Source organism: Streptomyces sp. NBC_01237 (assembly GCF_035917275.1).
In the GTDB taxonomy this organism is placed as follows: Bacteria; Actinomycetota; Actinomycetes; order Streptomycetales; family Streptomycetaceae; genus Streptomyces.
Map to the genome: position 1 here is coordinate 5,266,620 of NZ_CP108508.1, position 18,171 is coordinate 5,284,790.

Below are 18,171 nucleotides of genomic sequence, written 5' to 3' on the forward strand. Positions count from 1 at the left end.
AAGGTGACAGCCCGGTGACCGAGAAGGCCGACCTTCAGCCCGTCCTCGACCGAGCCGCCGAAGGCGGTCGGATCACCCCGCAGGAAGCGCTCGACCTCTACCGGTCGGCCCCCCTGCACGCGCTGGGAGCGGCGGCCGACACCGCACGCCGTCGCCGTTACGCCGGTACGGAGCACATCGCGACGTACATCATCGAGCGCAACATCAACTACACCAACGTGTGCGTCACGGCCTGCAAGTTCTGCGCGTTCTACGCCGCGCCCAAGGACACCGCCAAGGGCTGGTCCCGCGACCTCGACGACATCCTGCGCCGCTGCGCGGAGACCGTGGAGCTCGGCGGTACGCAGATCATGTTCCAGGGCGGCCACCACCCGGACTACGGCGTCGAGTACTACGAGGAGCACTTCTCCGCGATCAAGAAGGCGTTCCCGCAGCTGGTCATCCACTCGCTGGGCGCCTCCGAGATCGAGCACATGGCCCGGATCTCCAAGGTGTCGGCGAAGGAGGCCATCGAGCGGATCCACGCCGCCGGTCTCGACTCCTTCGCGGGCGCGGGCGCCGAACTGCTGCCCGCCCGGCCGCGTACCGCGATCGCCCCGCTCAAGGAGTCCGGCGAGCGCTGGCTGGAGATCATGGAGATCGCCCACGGCCTGGGCGTCGAGTCCACCTCCACGATGCTGATGGGCACCGGCGAGACCAACGCCGAGCGCATCGAGCACCTGAGCATGATCCGCGACGTACAGGACCGCACGGGCGGCTTCCGCGCGTTCATCCCGTACACCTACCAGCCCGAGAACAACAAGCTGAAGGGCCAGACGCAGGCCACGCTCTTCGAGTACCTGCGGATGATCGCCATCGCCCGGCTGTTCCTGGACAACGTCGCCCACATCCAGGGCTCCTGGCTGACCACCGGCAAGGAGGTCGGCCAGCTGTCGCTGCACTACGGCGCCGACGACCTCGGTTCGATCATGCTGGAGGAGAACGTCGTCTCCTCGGCCGGTGCCAAGCACCGCTCCAACCGGCTGGAGATCATCGACCTGATCCGCAAGGCGGACCGTGTCCCCGCCCAGCGCGCCACGACGTACGAGCACCTCGTCGTGCACGACGACCCGGCGAACGACCCGGTCGACGAGCGTGTCGTCTCGCACATCTCGTCCACCGCGATCGAGGGCGGCACGGCCCACCCGGAGCTGAAGCTCCTCAGCACCAACTAGGCCCCCTCCTTGCTGACGATCCACACCGCGGACCTGCTGCTGCCGGGCCACGGGCGCGAGCCCGTGCCCGGCGGTGCCGTCCTCGTGGAGGGGCGGCTGCTCACCGCCACCGGTCCGTACGAGGAGCTGGCGACCGCCCATCCGGCCGCCAGGGTCCGCCGCTGGCCGGGCGTGCTGACGCCCGGTCTGCTCCATCCGTACGGCCCCGAACTGCTGGAGCGGACCTACCACCCCGACCCGCGCGAGGCCGACGCCCTGGGCACCGAGCCGCTCACCGGGGCCGCGCTCGACGCCCTCGGCATGACGGACACCCGCTGGGGCGCGAGTGCCCGGCGCGGGGTGCAGCGCATGCTGGCCCACGGCACGGTCGCCGTCACGGGCCCGCTGACCCGGGACGCGGTGGCGGACGCCGTGCACCGGGTGGGCCTGGGCGTACGGGGACGTTCCGCCGGGGGCGAGGCCCCGGGGCGCCCGTCCCTGGACCCCCTGGCGGGGCGGCCGTTGAGCGAGGCGCTGCTGCCGCCGCCGCTGGACTTCGCGGGCCGCGACGCCGACTTCGCGGTGTTCGACGTGCCCGATGTCGCGGGCCTCACCACGGTGGGTGCCGCGTCCTGCGTGGTCACGGTGCTCGCCGGACGGATGGTGTACCGGCGCCGCTGACGGTGGGCCGTGCGCCGGGGCCGATCGGCGAGGGCGTCTGGCGAGGGCGTCCGGCGAGGGCCTTCGGCGACACGGTCCGGTGGGGTTGACCTGCGACGCCGACCGGTGGGGGCGCCCGGCCCGGCTGTGGCGCCGTGGGGGTGTCCGGCCCGGCTGTCCGGCGCGCGGGGTGTCCGGCCCGGTTCACCGCACCGACGGGCCGCGCAGATACGTTCCGTCCGCGTCGTACGGCCAGCCGTTGGCGACACAGCCCTTCAGCCCGTCGATCTGCTGCATCATCGCGGGGGCCCGGCGTCCCGCCCCCGGACAGGTTCGTGGCCGTGGCCGAGCCAGTGCCCGACCTCGTGGTTGATGATCAGCGCGCGGTAGTCGTGGATCGGCCCGTCGAACCGGGGCGAGCCCTTGATCCACCGCTTGAGGTTCACCACGACCGTCGTGCCGATCCGGCAGTTGACCTCGCCGCGGGTCCGCAGCCCGTACGCGCCGCAGAGCTTGTCGACGGTGTCGGGCGTGGCGATCCGGATCACCAGCCCGGCCGGTCCCGAGGAGATCTGCCGGAAGGCGTCGTCGCCCGGCCCGGTCCAGCCGCGCGGATCGCCGAAGATCTCGCTGATCTCCGCCGCCGCGGGCCCGGCGGTGAGCCCGCTGCCCCGCTCCACCTCGACCCGGTAGTGGTGGACCTCTCCCTTGCCCTGGGTGCCGCCGACGGGCCGCGCCACGGTGAACCGGCCGGAGGCGGAACGCGGTACGGAGCCGGCGGGCGGCTCGGCGGTGTCGTCCGCGTCGGCCGTGGGCGAGACGGCGGGGGGCGGCTTCGGGGTGGTGGCGGGCTTCGCGGAGTCGGCCGAGTCCGCGGAGTCCGCAGGGCCTGAGCCGGCCGAGGCACCCGCGGCGGCCGGGGACTTCGCCTCCCCGCCCCATGGACCGGTCAGCAGCGCCAGGGCCACCAGCACCGCCGGGACCGCCGTCGCCCCCAGCACCCGTATCCGCGTCCGGGCCCGCCGGGCCTCGCGCCGCGTGCGCCGCCCGCGCCCCGTGCCCCGCCCCTGCCCCGCTGCACGGCGCGTACGCCGTCCGCCCTGCTCAGCCACCACGGACAGAGGTCTCCTTCGCGTTCAGGTGTTCCGCTTCTCACCGTTACTGAGTGCCTCCGGGGCCAAAAGGTTGTGGGTGACTTGGACGGCCCCCGATGTGCCGGCCGCTCTTACGCCGCCGTGAGGGCGATCCGGCCGGACTGCTTGAATGGGAGGGTGACCCGAGCCTCCCTGGAAAAGCAGCCGCACGAAGTCGCCTCGATGTTCGACGACGTGGCCAGACGCTATGACCTGACCAACGACGTGATCTCACTCGGACAGGCCAGGCTCTGGCGCAAGGAGGTCGCGAAGGCGGTGGACGCCCGCCCGGCCCAGAAGATCCTGGACCTGGCCGCCGGTACCGCCACCTCCTCGCAGCCCTTCGCGCGGGCGGGCGCCTATGTGGTGCCCTGCGACTTCTCGCTCGGCATGCTCAAGGTCGGCAAGGAACGCCACCCGTGGATGCCGTTCACCGCCGGGGACGGCACGAAACTCCCGTTCAAGGACGAGACGTTCGACGCCGTCACGATCTCCTTCGGGCTGCGCAACATCCAGGACACGGACGCCGCGCTGCGTGAGCTGTACCGCGTGACGAAGCCCGGCGGCCGCGTGGTCATCTGCGAGTTCTCCCAGCCGACGTGGACGCCGTTCCGCACGGTCTACATCGAGTACCTGATGCGGGCGCTGCCGTCCGCCGCCCGCGCGGTGTCGTCCAACCCCGACGCGTACGTCTATCTCGCCGAGTCGATCCGTGCCTGGCCCGACCAGGCGGGCCTCGCCGCACGGCTCCAGGACGCCGGCTGGTCGAACGTGGCCTGGCGCAATCTCACCGGCGGAGTGGTGGCCCTGCACCGGGGCGTACGCGCCTGACGGCCCTCCCGGTCACAGCTCCAGCCGGAAGCACCACGCGACCTGCCCCGCCCTGGGGGTCGTGAAGGTCTCGGCCCGGCGCATCCCGAGCCGCTCGGCCACCGCGACCGACCGGGCGTTACGCGAGTCGATCATCGCGACCACCTCCGGCACCCCGGCCGCCCGCACCCGCTCCAGCGCGGTGCGCGCGGCGGTGGAGGCGTACCCCCGGCCCCAGGCCGCCCGGCCCAGCCGCCAGCCGATCTCTATCTCGCCGACCGGGCCGTACGTGGTGTGCGGCCAGGGCTGCGCGCCGGTGAAGCCGAGGACGCGGTCCTCCTCGTCGGTCATGGTCCACAGGCAGTAGCCCAGCTCCGCGTCGTGCCGCCGCTGCCGGGCGGTCAGCTCCTCGTACACGGAGAGTTCGGCCGTCCGGCCACCGAAGAACTCCATCACCTCGGGGTCGTCGAACACCCGGTGCCAGGTCAGGGCGTCCTCGTCGGTCGGAACTCGCAGACGTACGTCGGGGTGGGAAACAGGCGCGGTCGACATCGGGGAGCCCTTCGGGAGGTTGATCAGCAGGCCCCCCTAGACTGCATGGGACATGTGCCGCGCGGCACGCGAATTCGAGTCTTCGGGAGATCCGACCGTGACCGAGCCCCTCTCCGAGCACAGCGCGGACGTGATCGTCGTCGGAGCGGGCCCAGCCGGCTCCACGACCGCGTACTACCTCGCCAAGGCCGGACTGAACGTCCTGCTCCTGGAGAAGACGGCCTTCCCCCGGGAGAAGGTCTGCGGCGACGGCCTCACGCCGCGCGCCACCAAGCAGCTCGTCTCCATGGGCATCGACATCTCCGAAGAGGCGGGCTGGCTGCGCAACAAGGGGCTGCGCATCATCGGCGGCGGCGTCCGTCTCCAGCTGGACTGGCCCGACCTCGCCTCGTACCCGGACTACGGCCTCGTCCGCAAGCGCGACGACTTCGACGAGCAGCTGGCCCGGCAGGCGCAGAAGGCGGGCGCCCGGCTGTACGAGCGCTGCAATGTCGGCGCCCCGATCATCGACGAGCGCACCGGCCGCATCACCGGGGTGAACGCGAAGCTCGGCGAGGACAAGACCCCGGTCACCTTCCACGCCCCGCTCGTCGTCGCCGCCGACGGCAACTCCACCCGGCTCTCCCTCGCGATGGGCCTGCACCGCCGCGAGGACCGCCCGATGGGCGTCGCGGTCCGTACGTACTTCACCTCGCCCCGCCACGACGACGACTACCTGGAGTCCTGGCTGGAGCTGTGGGACCGGCGCGGCGCCGAGGACCGGCTGCTGCCCGGCTACGGCTGGATCTTCGGCATGGGCGACGGCACGTCCAACGTGGGCCTCGGCATCCTCAACTCCTCCGCCGCCTTCAAGGAGCTGGACTGGCGCGAGGTCCTCAAGGCGTGGTGCGCGTCCATGCCGGAGGACTGGGGCTACACCCCGGAGAACATGACGATGCCGATCCGGGGCGCCGCGCTCCCGATGGCCTTCAACCGTCAGCCGCACTACACCAAGGGCCTGCTGCTCGTCGGTGACGCGGGCGGCATGGTCAACCCGTTCAACGGCGAGGGCATCGCGTACGCCATGGAGTCGGGCCAGCTCGCCGCCGACGTCATCGTCCAGGCCCACGCCCGCGCCACCCCGGCCCAGCGCGAACTGGCCCTGCACAACTACCCGAAGGTGCTCAAGGAGACCTACGGCGGTTACTACACGCTGGGCCGCGCCTTCGTGAAGATGATCGGCAACCCGAAGGTCATGAAGATCGCGACGCAGCGCGGTCTCACGCACCCGATCCTGATGAAGTTCACCCTGAAGATGCTCGCCAACCTGACCGACCCGACGGGCGGCGACGCGATGGACCGCATCATCAACGGCCTGTCGAAGGTGGCCCCGAAGGCCTGACGTTCCCCCCCGGTGCCTGCTCCTGTTATCCACTGGCACCGGGACCGCCCGGCCGGATACCGTGGCGCCCATGTCCAGCCCCGAGTCCGACAGACCGAGGCCACCGGTGCTCCGGTGGCCGAGTTCCTGCTGACCGACGCCGGGTGACCCACAGGGTCACGGGCATCTCTTCGCACGGCTCCGTCCCCGCCGGATCACCGCGGGTACGGGCCGTTCCCTCCTCGGTCACGCGCGCCGCAGCGCGGCTCACCGAGTCATGCCCCCGCGATCAGCGGGGCATTCTTCCGCGCCGCCAGGTCGCCGCCCGCCGGATCCGCTCCGGCGCGCACGACGGGGCGTGGGCCCGTATCCCCGCACACCGGTCTGTCTCGTCCATCGACGGTTCCGTCCAAGGGGTCCTGTTCCCATGCCATTCGCTGTCTACGTCCTCGGGCTCGCGGTCTTCGCCCAGGGCACCTCCGAGTTCATGCTGTCCGGGCTGGTCTCGGGCATTTCCGCCGACCTGGACGTCTCCCTGTCCGCGGCAGGTCTGCTGACCTCGTCCTTCGCCGTCGGGATGGTGATCGGCGCGCCCCTGATGGCGCTCTTCAGCCGCAGCTGGCCCCGCCGCCGCGCACTGCTGCTGTTCCTCGCGGTGTTCGTCGCCGTCCATGTCGTGGGGGCGCTCACCCCGAGTTACGGAGTGCTCCTCGCGACCCGTTTCGTCGGCGCCCTCGCCAACGCGGGCTTCTGGGCGGTGGCCCTGATGACGGCCGTCTCGCTGGTGCCCGCGCACCTGAAGGCGCGGGCCACCGCCGTGGTGGTCGGCGGGGTCACGGTCGCCTGTGTGGTCGGGGTGCCGGCCGGTGCGGTGCTGGGGGAGCGGTGGGGGTGGCGGTCGGCGTTCTGGGCGGTGGCCCTCGTCTCCGTACCGGCGGTCCTGGCGATCGTCCGCAGCATCCCGGGCGGACGGCCCGACGCCGAACCCGTACCGGTCCGCACCGAGCTGCGCGTCCTGACCCGCTCACGGCTCCGGCTCACCCTGCTCACGATGGCCCTGGTCCAGGGGGCCACCTTCTGTACGTTCTCCTACCTGGAACCGCTGCTGACCAGGGAGACCGGTCTGGGCGCGGGATGGGTCCCGGCCGCCCTCGCGCTCTTCGGCGTGGGCTCGTTCCTCGGCGTCACCGTCGCGGGCCGCTTCGCCGACGTCCGCCCCACCGCGCTCATCGCCTCGGGGATGGTCGCCCTCACCCTCGGCTGGAGCGCGCTGGCCCTGACGGCGGGCAGTCCGGTGGTGGCCCTCGCCCTGATCCTGGTCCAGGGGATGCTCGCCTTCGGTACGGGCACGGCCCTGATCACCCGCGTCCTCAACCAGGCCCCGGACGCCCCGACCCTCGCGGGCGCCTTCTCCACGACCGCCTTCAACCTCGGGGCCACGGTGGGCCCGTGGGCGGGCGGTCTGGCCCTGGACGCCGGATTCGGCTACCGGGCGCCGGTCTGGGTGAGCGGTGCGCTGATGGTCCTCGCCCTGGTCACGGCCGGGGCACGGCGCGTACGGGTAGGGGTGATGGCATGAGGGCCGGGTGGCGCGGGGGCACCGGGCACATGCTCGGCGCCGACCGCCCTGACGCGTGGATCAGTCCCCGGCGGACAACTCCCGCGTCGCGTAGTAGGCGCGCAGCGCGGCCTCACTGCCGGAGCCCATGGCGGTCATGATCCGCTGGAAGCGGGCGGATCGCAGGTCACCGGCCACGATGAGGCGGGAGCGCCGGCCGGTCGGCGGGCAGTAGCCGTCCGCGCCGCGGACGAGGTCACCGGGCGGTGCGGTGGGCACACTTCCGATGCTCAGGTACGCGGCGTCTGCCGTGACCGTGCGCCGTACGCCGTCGCGGCCCACCGCTTCCGCCGTGACCTGGGTCCCTCCGGAGGGGGCCAGGGTCAGGTGCGCGACGGGCAGGAGCGTGACACGGGGGTCGTCGCGAATCTCCTCGATCTTGTACGCGTCGGAGTCCGGGTACGCCACGAGCAGGCGGGTGCCGACGGTCGGGTGGGCACGGAGGAAGGTGCCGATCGGGCGGTCGCCGCCGAGGACGAGGAGGGTCCGGCCTTCGGCGTCGTCCGCGTCGACTTGCCAGAGCGGGGGCAGGGTGAGGGACTCGGGCGCGGTGATCCAGGCGGCGTCACGGGGCTGGAGCGGGCCGACGCCGGTCGCGACGACGGCGTACGGAGCGGTGAGGCGCGTACCGGTGTCCAGGGTGACGGCGACGCGGTCGTCGTCGGCGCGCAGTTCGACGGCGCGGCGGCCGAGTTCCAGGCGGCACAGCCGGGTGCTCTTCAGCTCCCCGGTGATGGCGTCGGCGAGCGCGGGGCCGTCGGTGTGGCCGCCGAGGACGTTGTTCAGGGCCGGGATGCGGTAGAGGTTGCGGCACAGGGTGTCCGCCTCGATCAGGACCGAGCGCATCCCGACACCGGCGGCCGTCCGGGCGGCGGCGCAACCCGCCGGCCCGCCCCCGACGATGATCAGATCGGTGTCGGTGTCGGTGTCGGGGGCTGCGGGCGAAGGGGGGTGAAGCGGTGTGTCGTCCATGGGGCTATTCGAGCACCGACGCCCCTGCCGATCGACAGGGCCGGGGGCAGCAGGCTTCCGCCACCCGGGACCGACGGCGCACGGCCTGCCGGAGCACGCATCCTCTCCCGGCCGAGGTGTCTGCGAGAACCCCGCGGGTCCGGGCCGGCTGTCCGCCGGGTCGGGGAACGGTGCTGGTGGTGGTCAAGGTCCGAGGGGTTACGGGTCTGTTCCAGCGGGGGGTGACTGGGCGCGGGTGCGGGTTGGGGGCGGGAACCGGTGGCGCGGCCGGGTGGGAGGCGTGTTCCGTCGTGCTGTGCCTGGCCGCGCGTGTAACAGCGGTGTATTAGGCGGTGGTTGGGCGGAACGGGAGGCGGGGCCGGGTGGGTCTAGGTGATCAGTGATGCCCGCTCGTACCGACCCGTACCGGGCGGCCGTCACTGCCGACTGTCACTGCCGTCTGATGCTGAGGAAGACACGATGCGCGTTCACAAGCTCACCTTCGCCGCTCTGGCCGTTGCCGCGAGTCTCTCGCTCACGGCCTGCCAGGGTGAGGAGGACGGGACAGGGCAGAGTGCCCCGTCGTCCGCGTCGGCCGGGTCGTCCGCGTCCTCGTCGGGTGGTGGTTCGGATGGGGCCGGTGCGGGCAAGGGCGGTGCGGACGGCTCCGAGGGGAAGGGTTCCAGCGGGAGCGGTACGTCGGGCGGGAGCGGTTCCGGTGCGAGTGGCGGGGTCGGGAAGTGCCGGACGGACGAGCTGGAGATCACGGCGTCGGACCAGAGCATCAGCGATGAGGGTGAGGGCACCGTCGTGGTGGAGCTGAGGAACAGTGGTGGCGGGGACTGCTCGGTCTCGGGGTATGCGGGTGTCGACCTGAAGACGAGTGAGGGGCCGCTGTCGGCGAAGCGGGCGGGCCAGGATATGGGTCCGGATGTTCTCAAGGACGGGGAGCGGATCTTCTTCGGTATCACCTACCCGCTGAACGAGTCGGGTGGTTCCGGGGTGCGTATCACGGGGCTGGTGGTGACCCCGCCGGACGAGACGAAGTCCGTGACCCTGGACTGGCCGGGTGCCGCCACGCTGCCCGTCACGGACGGCTCGGGCTCCCCGGTGACGGTCGGCCCGATGGGAGGCGCCGGACAGGGCGGCTGACCCGCCCACTCCGGGCACCGGAACGGGCGGGTCAGCTCGGGACACCCGCCGGCACGGGCTCGATCGTGCGGCGCTTGACGAGCAGCACGATGATCAGGGCGACCTGAAGAACGATGATGAGGGTCATGCCCACGGAGGCCTGGGGCTTGTCGCCCACCAGGTTGGAGAACAGGCTGGTGTCCCAGAGACCGTGGGCGAGCATCGGCAGCAGGATGATGCCGCCGACGCGGAGGCACAGATAGAAGAAGTAGCCCGACGTGGAGACGATGAGGGCCTGGAGGATGGCCTGCGCTCCGGCGCCGATGGCGTTGCTGAGGTGCGTGGCGCCGAAGACGAGCGAGGAATAGAGGGCGACCTTGCCCTCGGTGAATCCCGCCCGGCGGAAGACGTGGACGCCGATGCCCCGGAACATGAGTTCCTCACCGACGCCGACGAACACTCCGAGCAGCAGCAGGCAGGCCACCAGGGAGATGCTCTGGTCGGAGAGGTGGCCGTAGTTCAGGCCGAGCAGAGCCACCGCGATCATCGAGATCGGGACCCAGCGCACCCAGCGCCGCACGGGGGCCCGATAGCGCAGGACCTCGCCCCACCAGCCGAGCCAGGTGACGACGGCCGCCGCGAAGACGATCGACGCCCCGATGGGTATCAGCGCGTTGCGCACCAGGGACTCGGTGGTGGGGAACGCGCTGTCCGAGTAGCTGGTGTCCACGCCGACCAGGCGTCCCAGCCCCTGGATGATGCCCGCGTACACGACCACCACCACCAGGAACCACGGCCATGACAGCCTGCGCCCCGGTTGGCCGTCCCGTATCGAGTCCGTCGTGTCCCGCACGGTGTCTCCCTTTCGTCCGGCGGCGGGGAGGGTCCCCGCCCCGCCGGGCACGGCCGTATGCCGCCCCCGCTTCCCGCGAAGAATCTCATACGGAATAGAACAAACATCTCGGACCGTCCCTTAACCGGCAGGGCGGGTGCCGGGTGTGCGGGGCGCCCGGCCGCCCCGGTGGAGGGCCCGCGCCGTCTCGCGCGGGATCGGCCCGAGGACGTGGGCCGCCAGTTCCGAAGGCGGCATTGGCGCTCCCCTTCGTGCGCGTACGACTGTGGGAACGACTCCGCCCGCCGGCCATGGGGCACCGACGGGCGGAGGGGGCGGGGTGGAGCCTATGACCAACCGTGCTCGGCGAGTGTCTCGGCGCCCTTGAGGTAGCCGTACAGACCGGCGGCGGGATACTCGATGATGTCCTCGGGCAGGGCATCGATCGGAAACCACGTCAGGGCGAGGCACTTCTCGGGCTCACGGTTGACCGGCTCGCCCGTCCAGTTGGTCGCGAGGAAGAACATGCCGATGCGCTCGACCTGCTCGCTCTGCTTGTGGTGGACGGTGTGCACGAGTTGCAGGTGATCGGGGTCGACCTCTACCCCGGTTTCCTCGCGCAGCTCGCGGGCGGCGCCGACCCTGAGCGGCTCGCCGTGGTCCAGCTTGCCGGAGGGAGCGTGCCACCGTCCGTGGCCGTACGGTCCTCCGCGTTGCGACAGCAGGATCATGTCGCCGTTGCGCAGGATCACGTGCGTGTCGATTACGGGGACTGCGAGTGTGGGGCTCATGGGTTCACCGTGTGCTCGTCGGGGCTGTGGGGATTGCTGTGGACGCTACCCCCGCCCGCCGGCAGTGCGTCGGCGATCCGGCGCGCTACGTCCGTTGGGGCGGTCGTGGTGGAGTCGATGACGAGTACCTCTACGCCCATGGCCATGAGGGTCTCTGTTGCCTCGGTACGCATGGTCGACCGTCCGATCGCAGCGTGTGGGGTTGGTGCGGTGCGGTGCGGTGCCGGAGAGCCCCCGCCCCGGGGTTGTGTGACGAACAGCGGGGCGGGGGCGGCTTTTGGGTGTGCCCGCAGCTCAACGCAGCGGCGGGCAACGGGGAGTTACGTAGCGGTGCGAGTGCGGCCGGGCTGTGCGCCTGGTCGCTGCGGCGACGTACGGTGACCGTAGCGTCACCGGGCTCGCGGTGCAACTATGCCCCAGGGCGTGCAGGTTGCCGAGGCACACAAAAGCCCTCCGCCGTGGACGGAGGGCTCTCGGGGCGATGCGACTGAAGGTCTCTACCGGGCGAAGTGGTCGAACTCGCCTGCCTTGACACCCTCGATGAACGCGGCGAACTTGGCCCGGCTGGTGGTGGTCACCGCGCCCGGGGCGTCACTCTCGCGCATCAGGATCTCGCCGGCGTGCTCCGCGATCTCGACGCATTGCTCGCCGCCGCCACCGGAGAAGGACGACTTCTGCCACTCGATCTCTGTGTTCATGCTGCGGATTATCACAGGTCCCGTGCGATGTGGTGAATGAAGCTTCGCGACTCCTCGGGGGCCAGACCGACCTCCTGTGCGAAGTCGAGCTGCATCCGGTACCTGTGGAGATCGGCTTCCGCGTCCAGATGGGTGCCACCGAAAGGTGTGTCGATGTGCACGGTGTCCAACTGCGGTACCGGTCCGCCCGCGTACAGCACTGTCTGCGTGACTTCGACGAACTGTTCGCTCGCGAACGGAATCACGCGCACGGTGATGGCCGGGCGATCCGTTGCCTCAAGCAGGTGCTCCAGCTGTTCGCGGGCGACCTTGCGGCCGCCGACCCGCATGCGCAGGCTGGCCTCGTGCACGATGGCCTCGAACTCGGGTGGCTCGTCGCGGTCGAGCACCGACTGTCTCCGCATGCGGTGTTCGACCCGGGCTGTCACTTCGTCCGCGGGCAGCTTGGGGAGCACCCCGTCGAACAGGGCCCGTGAGTAGTCCGGGGTCTGAAGCAGCCCCGGCAGCGTCACCGACTGGAGACACCGCATGTAGCGCGCATGGTGCTCAAGCTCTGCGATGTTCAGGAATCCGGGTGCGAGCACGCCCCGGTACTCGTCCCACCAGAACTGGCCCCGGTGCTCTCGGGATATCGCGCACAACGCGTCGATCAGCGCCTCTTCGTCGCAGGCGTAGAAACTCGCGAGCCGACGGATCCGCTCCTCGCCGATGCCGCTGCGTCCCGCTTCGATGTGGCTGATCCTGGCCTGGTCGGTGGAGATGCGCCCGGCTGCCTCGCGGGCGGTCGTGCCCGCACGTTCGCGGAGCTTGCGCAGTTCACTGCCCAAGCGGGCCTGGCGCGCGGTCGGGTTGTCCCTCGGTGGCATGTCACCTTCCCTGTTGGCGTGTGCAGTCTCGCAGGGCCCTCGCCGGTATGCGACGCGTTCACTCCTGGGCGTGAACGCAAGAGGTGCAGCCTCGCGCCGGTGCATTTATTGACCCTACCGTTCCCTCGTGTCGCACAGCGCGCCCTGGTGATTTAAGTACAGCCACCCGCAGGCGAGTTGACGCCACCTCGGAGACCCGCTCACGTAGGGAGACCTCGTCATGACCTCCGTAACCGCTCCGCCTCCCCCCACCCCGTACCTCCCCCAACGCGGCGAGCGTTACCGGCTCATCGCGCCGAACACCCCCACCGCACCCCGGATCGCGCGGGACTTCGTGGGCGCCGTGCTGCGTACCACCGCGCATCGGGGGCTCGCGGACGACGCCCGGTTGTGTGTGAGCGAGGTGGTGTCCAACGCGCACTGCCACACGCGGTCGGTGCGTATCCGGGTGGATGTCACGGTGAACCGGCGGCAGGTCATGGTCTACGTGACCGACGACGAGCCCGGACCGCTGCCGAAGCCGGGTACCGATCCGCACGCGGAGCGCGGCCGGGGGCTTCTCATCGTGGACAGCCTGGCCGGGCGGTGGGGGACCACCACGCACGGCGGGGGTGCGCCGCACGCGAAGACGGTCTGGTTCGTCCTGGTCGAACCGGGGGCGTGATGGATTCGAACAGGGGGCGGGCCGAGGAATGGCGGGATCGTGATGGTCCCTGACGTATCGACGGAACGGCCCCGCGCCCCCTCGCCGGGTCCCACCCGCGCGGATGGCCGTTCGGGACCGTTTCCCGACCGAAAGAGACGCGCCAAGCCCGCATTCCGGCGGGATAAACACACCACGCCGGGTTCCTACCTGGAGGGGTGACGTGGTGTGGCGATCGCTTATCCGGGCGCCGTACGTATGGCCATGATGTGCCGGTCTTCGCGCCCTCCGCGGTCACCGGGCCCGATTCCCTCGGGCTGCCGCGGCACGGGCGCAGACCGAGGAGCGACACTTTGTCCGGACAGCAGGGCGAGACGGCGGAGCAGAGCATCGGCGAGTTCACTCTCGCCGGTTCACCGGGTGCCACGCGCACGACCGTGGCACAGGCACCGCGGCCGGACGCGGAGTGGGAGCTGCCCGACGGCTTCGCCAACGTCTATTACGGCGAGAACAACAGCGGCATTCGGAAGCCGGTCCTCATGGCCGATGGCTTCAATCTGGGCAGGAGCGACCTCGACAGGCTCTACCTGGGTCTGGACGGGGACTTCGCTCTTCTCACCGAGCTGCGGCGGCGGGGCAGGGACGTCATCCTGATCGGGTTCGACGACCGGGGCGCCTCGATCCTGGACAACGCCCGGACGGCGACCCACGCCATCCTCCGCACGACCGCCGAGCAGCAGGGCGACGCCACCCTGACCGTGGGCGGCTTCAGCATGGGCGGGATCGTCACCCGTTACGCGCTGGCCAGGATGGAGAGCGAGGGCATCGACCACCGTACGGAGCTCTACTTCTCCTACGACAGCCCGCACCGCGGTGCCGTGATCCCGATCGGGCTCCAGGCGTTCGCGCACTTCATTCCGGTCGCCAACAACTTCGCCCGGCAGATGAACAGTTCGGCCGCGCGGCAGATGCTGTGGCGGCACTACGACAACGAGAGCGGCACGGTCCGGGTCGACCCGGAGCGCGAGAAGTTCCTGGACGCGCTGATGGAGGTGGGCGGGTGGCCGATGCGGCCGCGCAGGATCGCCGTGGCCAACGGCCGGGGCGACGGCACGGGCCTCGATGTCCCGCCCGGCCAGGTGGCCCTGGCGAGCACCGGGAAGCTGGTCTACCCGGGCACCACGTTCTTCACTCAGGCCGAGGGGCACGAGGTGGTCGTCGCGGAGCTGAAGCGCCTCTTCCCGAGGGGCGGGAAGACGATTCGGACCAGCGGCTTCCCGGCGCTCGACGGAGCACCGGGCGGCTCGCTGGACTCGTACGGGATCCTCGGCGGCATGCTGAAGAGGTTCGGTGCGACCGTGGACCTGCGCCACGCCGACGTCTGTTTCGTCCCGTCCGTCAGCGCGGTCGCCGTCCGTGACCTCGACCAGCCGGAGGATCTGTACGCGAGCATCGACCGGATGGCTCCGCAGGAGAGCGAACTCGACGAGTTCCTGTGCTCCTCGGAGACCACCGGGCACACCGCGATCACCCAGGAGCTGTGCACCTGGCTGCTGGACCGGCTGCCGAACTGACCGCCGGGGGCTGTCAGCCGGCCGACCGGCCGGCAGCCCCCACCTCCTCCAGTCCGCCGAGCGCCGCGGGCAGATCGACGGTGTGCAGTACCCCGAGGCGCTGGGTGGCGCGGGTCAGCGCGACGTACAGATCACTCACCTGGTACGCGTCCGGTTCCACGACCAGCACCGTGTCGAACTCCAGGCCCTTCGCCTGCCGCGCGTCCAGCAGCACCACGTCCCGGGTGAGGTCGGGCGCGGGCCCGTGACCCGCGTCCGGCAGTTCCGCGAGGAGCGACGGGTGCAGTGCCGCCGGGGCGACGACCGCGACCCGCCCGCCGTCCCGTGCCGCCGCGGCCTCCCGTGCCACCGCGGTGGCCAGGCCGTCCGCGGTGACCCGCAGTGCCCAGGGCCGCACCCCGGTCGACCGCACCGAGCCGGGCGGCTCGAACGACGGGTCGTGCGCCCGCAGGAACCCGGCCGCCACCTCCATGATCTCGGCGGGCGTCCGGTAGTTGACCCCCAGCCGTACGTGTTCCCAGCGGTCGCCCACGTACGGTTCCAGGATGCGTTCCCAGGAGCCGAGGCCCGCCGCGTCGGCGGTCTGCGCCGGGTCCCCGACGAGCGTCATCGAGCGCGTCGGGATGCGCCGCATCAGCAGCCGCCAGGCCATCGCGGACAGCTCCTGCGCCTCGTCCACGACGATGTGGCCGAACGCCCAGGTCCGGTCGGCCGCCGCCCGCTCGGCCGCGCTGCGCAGGTCGGCCTCCTCGTGGCGCTCGGCCATCCGTTCGGCGTCGATGATGTTGTGCGCCGCGAGGATCTCGGACTCCTCGTCCTCGAACTCGTACGTCTCCGAGCCCGCGGACAGCTCCAGCACGCCCTGGGCGTACGCGATCCGCTCCTGGCGCTCGGCCTCGGCCGCGGCACGGGCCGCGCTGTCGTCCTCGCCCAGCAGTTCGGCGGCCTCGTCCAGGAGCGGTACGTCGGCCTCGGTCCACGCCCCGCCCTGCCGCCGGATCAGCCCGGCCGGCCCGTCGTCGAGGTGGACCGGATCGGCGAGGAAGTCCGCGACGAACTCCTGCGGGGTGAGCTGTGGCCACAGCTCCTCGACGGCCGCGTGGACCTCCCGGCTCATCGCGATCTCCTTGCCCATCTGGGCGATGTCGTCGGGCCCCAGCAGATTGGGCCCGCCGAACGGGTCGGCGCCGATCCGTTCGGTCAGTTGCGCCGTGAGCGCGTCGATGATGTGGAAGGCGAAGACGGGTCTGGCCAGGTTGTGCGGCAGCCCGCTCTCGCGCGCCCGCCACCGGGCGTCCTCGGCCATGGCCCGGTCCAGCTGGAGCGTCCCGTAGCCGTCGTGCTCGATCTCCGTCGCCCGCTCGGGCACGGTCTGCCGCTCCCGCAGCGCCTTCGCCAGCACATCGGCCATCGCGGCGCGCCCCTTGACCTCGGCGGCGGCCGGACTGTCGGTGCCGGTGGCGCGCACACCGGGGAAGAGCTCGCCGAGGGTGGCCAGCAGCACGCCGGTCTCGCCCAGGGACGGCAGTACGTCGCCGATGTAGCTCAGGAAGGCCGGGTTCGGGCCGACGATCAGCACGGCGCGACGGGCCAGCAGTTCCCGGTGCTCGTACAGCAGGAACGCCGCACGGTGCAGCGCGACGACGGTCTTGCCGGTGCCGGGTCCGCCCTCGACAACCATGACGCCCTGGTGGGGCGCCCGGATGATGCGGTCCTGCTCGGCCTGGATGGTCCGGACGATGTCGTGCATCCGTCCCGTGCGGGCCGCGTCCAGCGCGGCCAGCAGGACCTCATCGGCGTCCGCTCCTTCGTGGCCGGTGCGGGTGGGGTCCCCGAGGTCCATCAGCTCGTCGTGGAGCGCGGTGACGGTGCGCCCCTCGGTGGTGATGTGCCGCCTGCGCCGCAGGCCCATCGGGGAATGACCGGTCGCCAGATAGAAGGGACGCGCCACGTCCGCCCGCCAGTCGATCACCAGGGGCGTACGGGAGGGATCGTCCTGCCGAATTCCGATACGCCCGATGTGGTGCGCCCGGCCGTCCCGGAAGTCGATGCGACCGAAACAGAGACCGTTCTCTCCCGAGTGGAGCGCGCTGAGCAGCCCGGACTGCTCCGCCACCAGCACATCCCGCTCCAGCCGGGCCTGGAAACCGGTCCCGACCTGCACCAGCGCGTCGCGCACCGACTCCTCGGCCTGCTCCCTGAGCTGATCGAGCCGGGCATAGAGGTCGGTGATGAATTGCTGTTCCTGCCGCATTTCCTCGGTTGACAATTCGACTCCTGACGCGATATGGTTCTGTAAGAAGAGTTCTTCTTCATGTCCTTTCCGCAAAGACATGAAGGATTGAATATACGCAGGACCAAGCCTCGGACGCCAATTCGTCCGGGGCTTTTTTGTCTGGGGTGCGTACGGGTCAGCCGGAGGACAGGTCCCGGCGGGCCGCCCGGTCCGACGAGCCGAGCAGGACCGCGCCCGCCGGGGTGAGCGGGACCGTCCGAGCGGTGCGGTGAGGGGGAGTCGACGGGCCGGTCGAGGTGGGCGAGTTCGGCCAGGACGCGCGGTGCGGGGAACAACGGACGCGGGGGCGCGCGCCCGGCCTCGTACGATCGGGGGCCGACGATCAAGGGGAGCCGATGAACGGACAGCAGACGGTCGACCGGGCGCAGGCCCACTGGCTCAACCCGCCGCCGGCGTCCGTCGGCCGGGGCACGGACCTGGTCGTGACCACCCGGGACCGCGGCGATTTCTGGCGCACCACCAGTTACGGCTTCGTGCACGACGACGGGCACGCCCTTCTCACGGACCTGCCCGGCGGATCGGCCGTCGAGGTGTCGTTCGTGGCGGACTTCGACACCCTGTACGACCAGGCGGGGGTCATGGTCCGGGTGGACGAACGGAACTGGATCAAGGCCGGGATCGAACTGACCGACGGGGTCCCGCATCTGGGGGCCGTGGTCACCCGCGAGGTCTCGGACTGGTCGATGGCGCCCGTCCCCGAATGGGCCGGGCGGCCGGTGACCGTACGGGCCAGCCGTGCCGGGGACGCGCTCACCGTGCGGGCGCGGTGCGAGGACGGGCCCTGGCGGATGGTCAGGCTCGCCCCGCTGGACCCCGGGGCGGCAGCGCTGGCCGGTCCGTTCTGCTGCTCGCCGCAGCGCGCGGGTCTGGAGGTCCGCTTCACCGGCTTCACCACGGGGCCCGCGGACAGGTCGCTGCACGAGGCATGAGCACCGGAGCGGGCGTGCCCCGTCCCGGACACGGCGAAGGGCCGTCGCTCCCGAGCGGGGGAGCGGCGGCCCTTCGGCGTGTCCGGCGGCGTCGGGTGGCGCCGGTGCCGGAACGCCCGTGAAGCGGAGAACGC

Annotated in this window: 18 protein-coding genes; 10 read left to right on the plus strand and 8 right to left on the minus strand. The window is 71.3% G+C overall.

Annotated elements, in window-relative coordinates:
* Positions 1 to 14: 14 nt before the first annotated feature.
* Together mqnC and OG251_RS23490 are read left to right on the plus strand one after the other, a co-directional pair.
* On the plus strand, positions 15 to 1,214 hold the full coding sequence (gene mqnC, locus OG251_RS23485; protein ID WP_326679013.1) for a cyclic dehypoxanthinyl futalosine synthase: 1,200 nt from the start codon (positions 15 to 17) through the stop codon (positions 1,212 to 1,214).
* A 9-nt stretch (positions 1,215 to 1,223) separates the two neighbouring features.
* On the plus strand, positions 1,224 to 1,874 hold the full coding sequence (locus tag OG251_RS23490) for an imidazolonepropionase-like domain-containing protein (RefSeq protein WP_326679014.1): 651 nt from the start codon (positions 1,224 to 1,226) through the stop codon (positions 1,872 to 1,874).
* A gap of 275 nt (positions 1,875 to 2,149) precedes the next feature.
* Here OG251_RS23490 and OG251_RS23495 read toward each other — a convergent pair whose 3' ends face one another.
* The gene (locus tag OG251_RS23495) at positions 2,150 to 2,968 is read right to left on the minus strand and encodes a DUF3152 domain-containing protein (protein WP_326679015.1); all 819 of its coding nucleotides are present in this window, start codon (positions 2,966 to 2,968) and stop codon (positions 2,150 to 2,152) included.
* A 156-nt stretch (positions 2,969 to 3,124) separates the two neighbouring features.
* Between OG251_RS23495 and OG251_RS23500 the strand changes: the two genes are divergently transcribed.
* Positions 3,125 to 3,817, plus strand: coding sequence for a demethylmenaquinone methyltransferase (locus OG251_RS23500; RefSeq protein WP_326679016.1), 693 nt, complete (start codon positions 3,125 to 3,127; stop codon positions 3,815 to 3,817).
* Between the two features lie 12 nt (positions 3,818 to 3,829).
* On the opposite strand, the gene OG251_RS23505 is transcribed toward OG251_RS23500, so the two are convergent.
* Complete coding sequence (locus tag OG251_RS23505; protein ID WP_326679017.1) at positions 3,830 to 4,348, minus strand: GNAT family N-acetyltransferase; 519 nt, start codon at positions 4,346 to 4,348, stop codon at positions 3,830 to 3,832.
* Between the two features lie 97 nt (positions 4,349 to 4,445).
* Here OG251_RS23505 and OG251_RS23510 point away from each other — a divergent pair, with 97 nt between their 5' ends.
* From OG251_RS23510 to OG251_RS23520, 3 genes are all read left to right on the plus strand, one after another.
* Positions 4,446 to 5,729, plus strand: coding sequence for a geranylgeranyl reductase family protein (locus OG251_RS23510; protein ID WP_326679018.1), 1,284 nt, complete (start codon positions 4,446 to 4,448; stop codon positions 5,727 to 5,729).
* Positions 5,730 to 5,741: 12 nt separating this feature from the next.
* On the plus strand, positions 5,742 to 5,876 hold the full coding sequence (locus OG251_RS23515) for a hypothetical protein (protein ID WP_326679019.1): 135 nt from the start codon (positions 5,742 to 5,744) through the stop codon (positions 5,874 to 5,876).
* A gap of 259 nt (positions 5,877 to 6,135) precedes the next feature.
* Positions 6,136 to 7,287: a Cmx/CmrA family chloramphenicol efflux MFS transporter gene (locus OG251_RS23520; protein ID WP_326679020.1), complete on the plus strand. Its 1,152-nt coding sequence runs from the start codon at positions 6,136 to 6,138 to the stop codon at positions 7,285 to 7,287.
* Between the two features lie 60 nt (positions 7,288 to 7,347).
* Here the strand turns inward: OG251_RS23520 and OG251_RS23525 are convergent, their stop codons facing one another.
* Positions 7,348 to 8,298 carry an FAD-dependent oxidoreductase gene (locus OG251_RS23525; RefSeq protein ID WP_326679021.1) on the minus strand — a complete coding sequence of 317 codons (951 nt, stop codon included), beginning with the start codon at positions 8,296 to 8,298 and terminating at the stop codon, positions 7,348 to 7,350.
* 459 nt (positions 8,299 to 8,757) lie between these two features.
* Here OG251_RS23525 and OG251_RS23530 point away from each other — a divergent pair, with 459 nt between their 5' ends.
* Positions 8,758 to 9,429: a DUF4232 domain-containing protein gene (locus tag OG251_RS23530; RefSeq protein WP_326679022.1), complete on the plus strand. Its 672-nt coding sequence runs from the start codon at positions 8,758 to 8,760 to the stop codon at positions 9,427 to 9,429.
* Between the two features lie 31 nt (positions 9,430 to 9,460).
* Here OG251_RS23530 and OG251_RS23535 read toward each other — a convergent pair whose 3' ends face one another.
* The 4 genes from OG251_RS23535 to OG251_RS23550 all read right to left on the minus strand — a co-directional run bounded on the left by OG251_RS23535 (position 9,461) and on the right by OG251_RS23550 (position 12,595).
* Positions 9,461 to 10,261 (minus strand): CPBP family intramembrane glutamic endopeptidase, encoded by an 801-nt coding sequence (locus OG251_RS23535; RefSeq protein WP_326679023.1) that lies wholly within the window; start codon positions 10,259 to 10,261, stop codon positions 9,461 to 9,463.
* A gap of 326 nt (positions 10,262 to 10,587) precedes the next feature.
* Complete coding sequence (locus OG251_RS23540) at positions 10,588 to 11,031, minus strand: NUDIX hydrolase (RefSeq protein ID WP_326679024.1); 444 nt, start codon at positions 11,029 to 11,031, stop codon at positions 10,588 to 10,590.
* A gap of 497 nt (positions 11,032 to 11,528) precedes the next feature.
* The gene (locus OG251_RS23545; protein WP_326679025.1) at positions 11,529 to 11,729 is read right to left on the minus strand and encodes a DUF397 domain-containing protein; all 201 of its coding nucleotides are present in this window, start codon (positions 11,727 to 11,729) and stop codon (positions 11,529 to 11,531) included.
* 11 nt (positions 11,730 to 11,740) lie between these two features.
* Positions 11,741 to 12,595, minus strand: coding sequence for a helix-turn-helix domain-containing protein (locus OG251_RS23550; protein ID WP_326679026.1), 855 nt, complete (start codon positions 12,593 to 12,595; stop codon positions 11,741 to 11,743).
* 220 nt (positions 12,596 to 12,815) lie between these two features.
* Here OG251_RS23550 and OG251_RS23555 point away from each other — a divergent pair, with 220 nt between their 5' ends.
* Positions 12,816 to 13,259, plus strand: coding sequence for an ATP-binding protein (locus tag OG251_RS23555; RefSeq protein ID WP_326679027.1), 444 nt, complete (start codon positions 12,816 to 12,818; stop codon positions 13,257 to 13,259).
* 332 nt (positions 13,260 to 13,591) lie between these two features.
* A complete protein-coding gene (locus tag OG251_RS23560) occupies positions 13,592 to 14,812 on the plus strand; it encodes an esterase/lipase family protein (RefSeq protein ID WP_326679028.1) in 1,221 nt (406 codons plus the stop codon).
* A gap of 13 nt (positions 14,813 to 14,825) precedes the next feature.
* Here the strand turns inward: OG251_RS23560 and OG251_RS23565 are convergent, their stop codons facing one another.
* Entirely contained in the window at positions 14,826 to 17,066 is a 2,241-nt protein-coding gene (locus OG251_RS23565) for a HelD family protein (RefSeq protein ID WP_326681381.1), read from the minus strand.
* 377 nt (positions 17,067 to 17,443) lie between these two features.
* On the opposite strand from OG251_RS23565, the gene OG251_RS23570 reads away from it, so the two are divergent.
* Positions 17,444 to 18,037, plus strand: a complete 594-nt coding sequence (locus OG251_RS23570) for a DUF1349 domain-containing protein (RefSeq protein WP_326679029.1) — start codon at positions 17,444 to 17,446, stop codon at positions 18,035 to 18,037.
* The last annotated feature ends 134 nt before the right edge of the window (positions 18,038 to 18,171 follow it).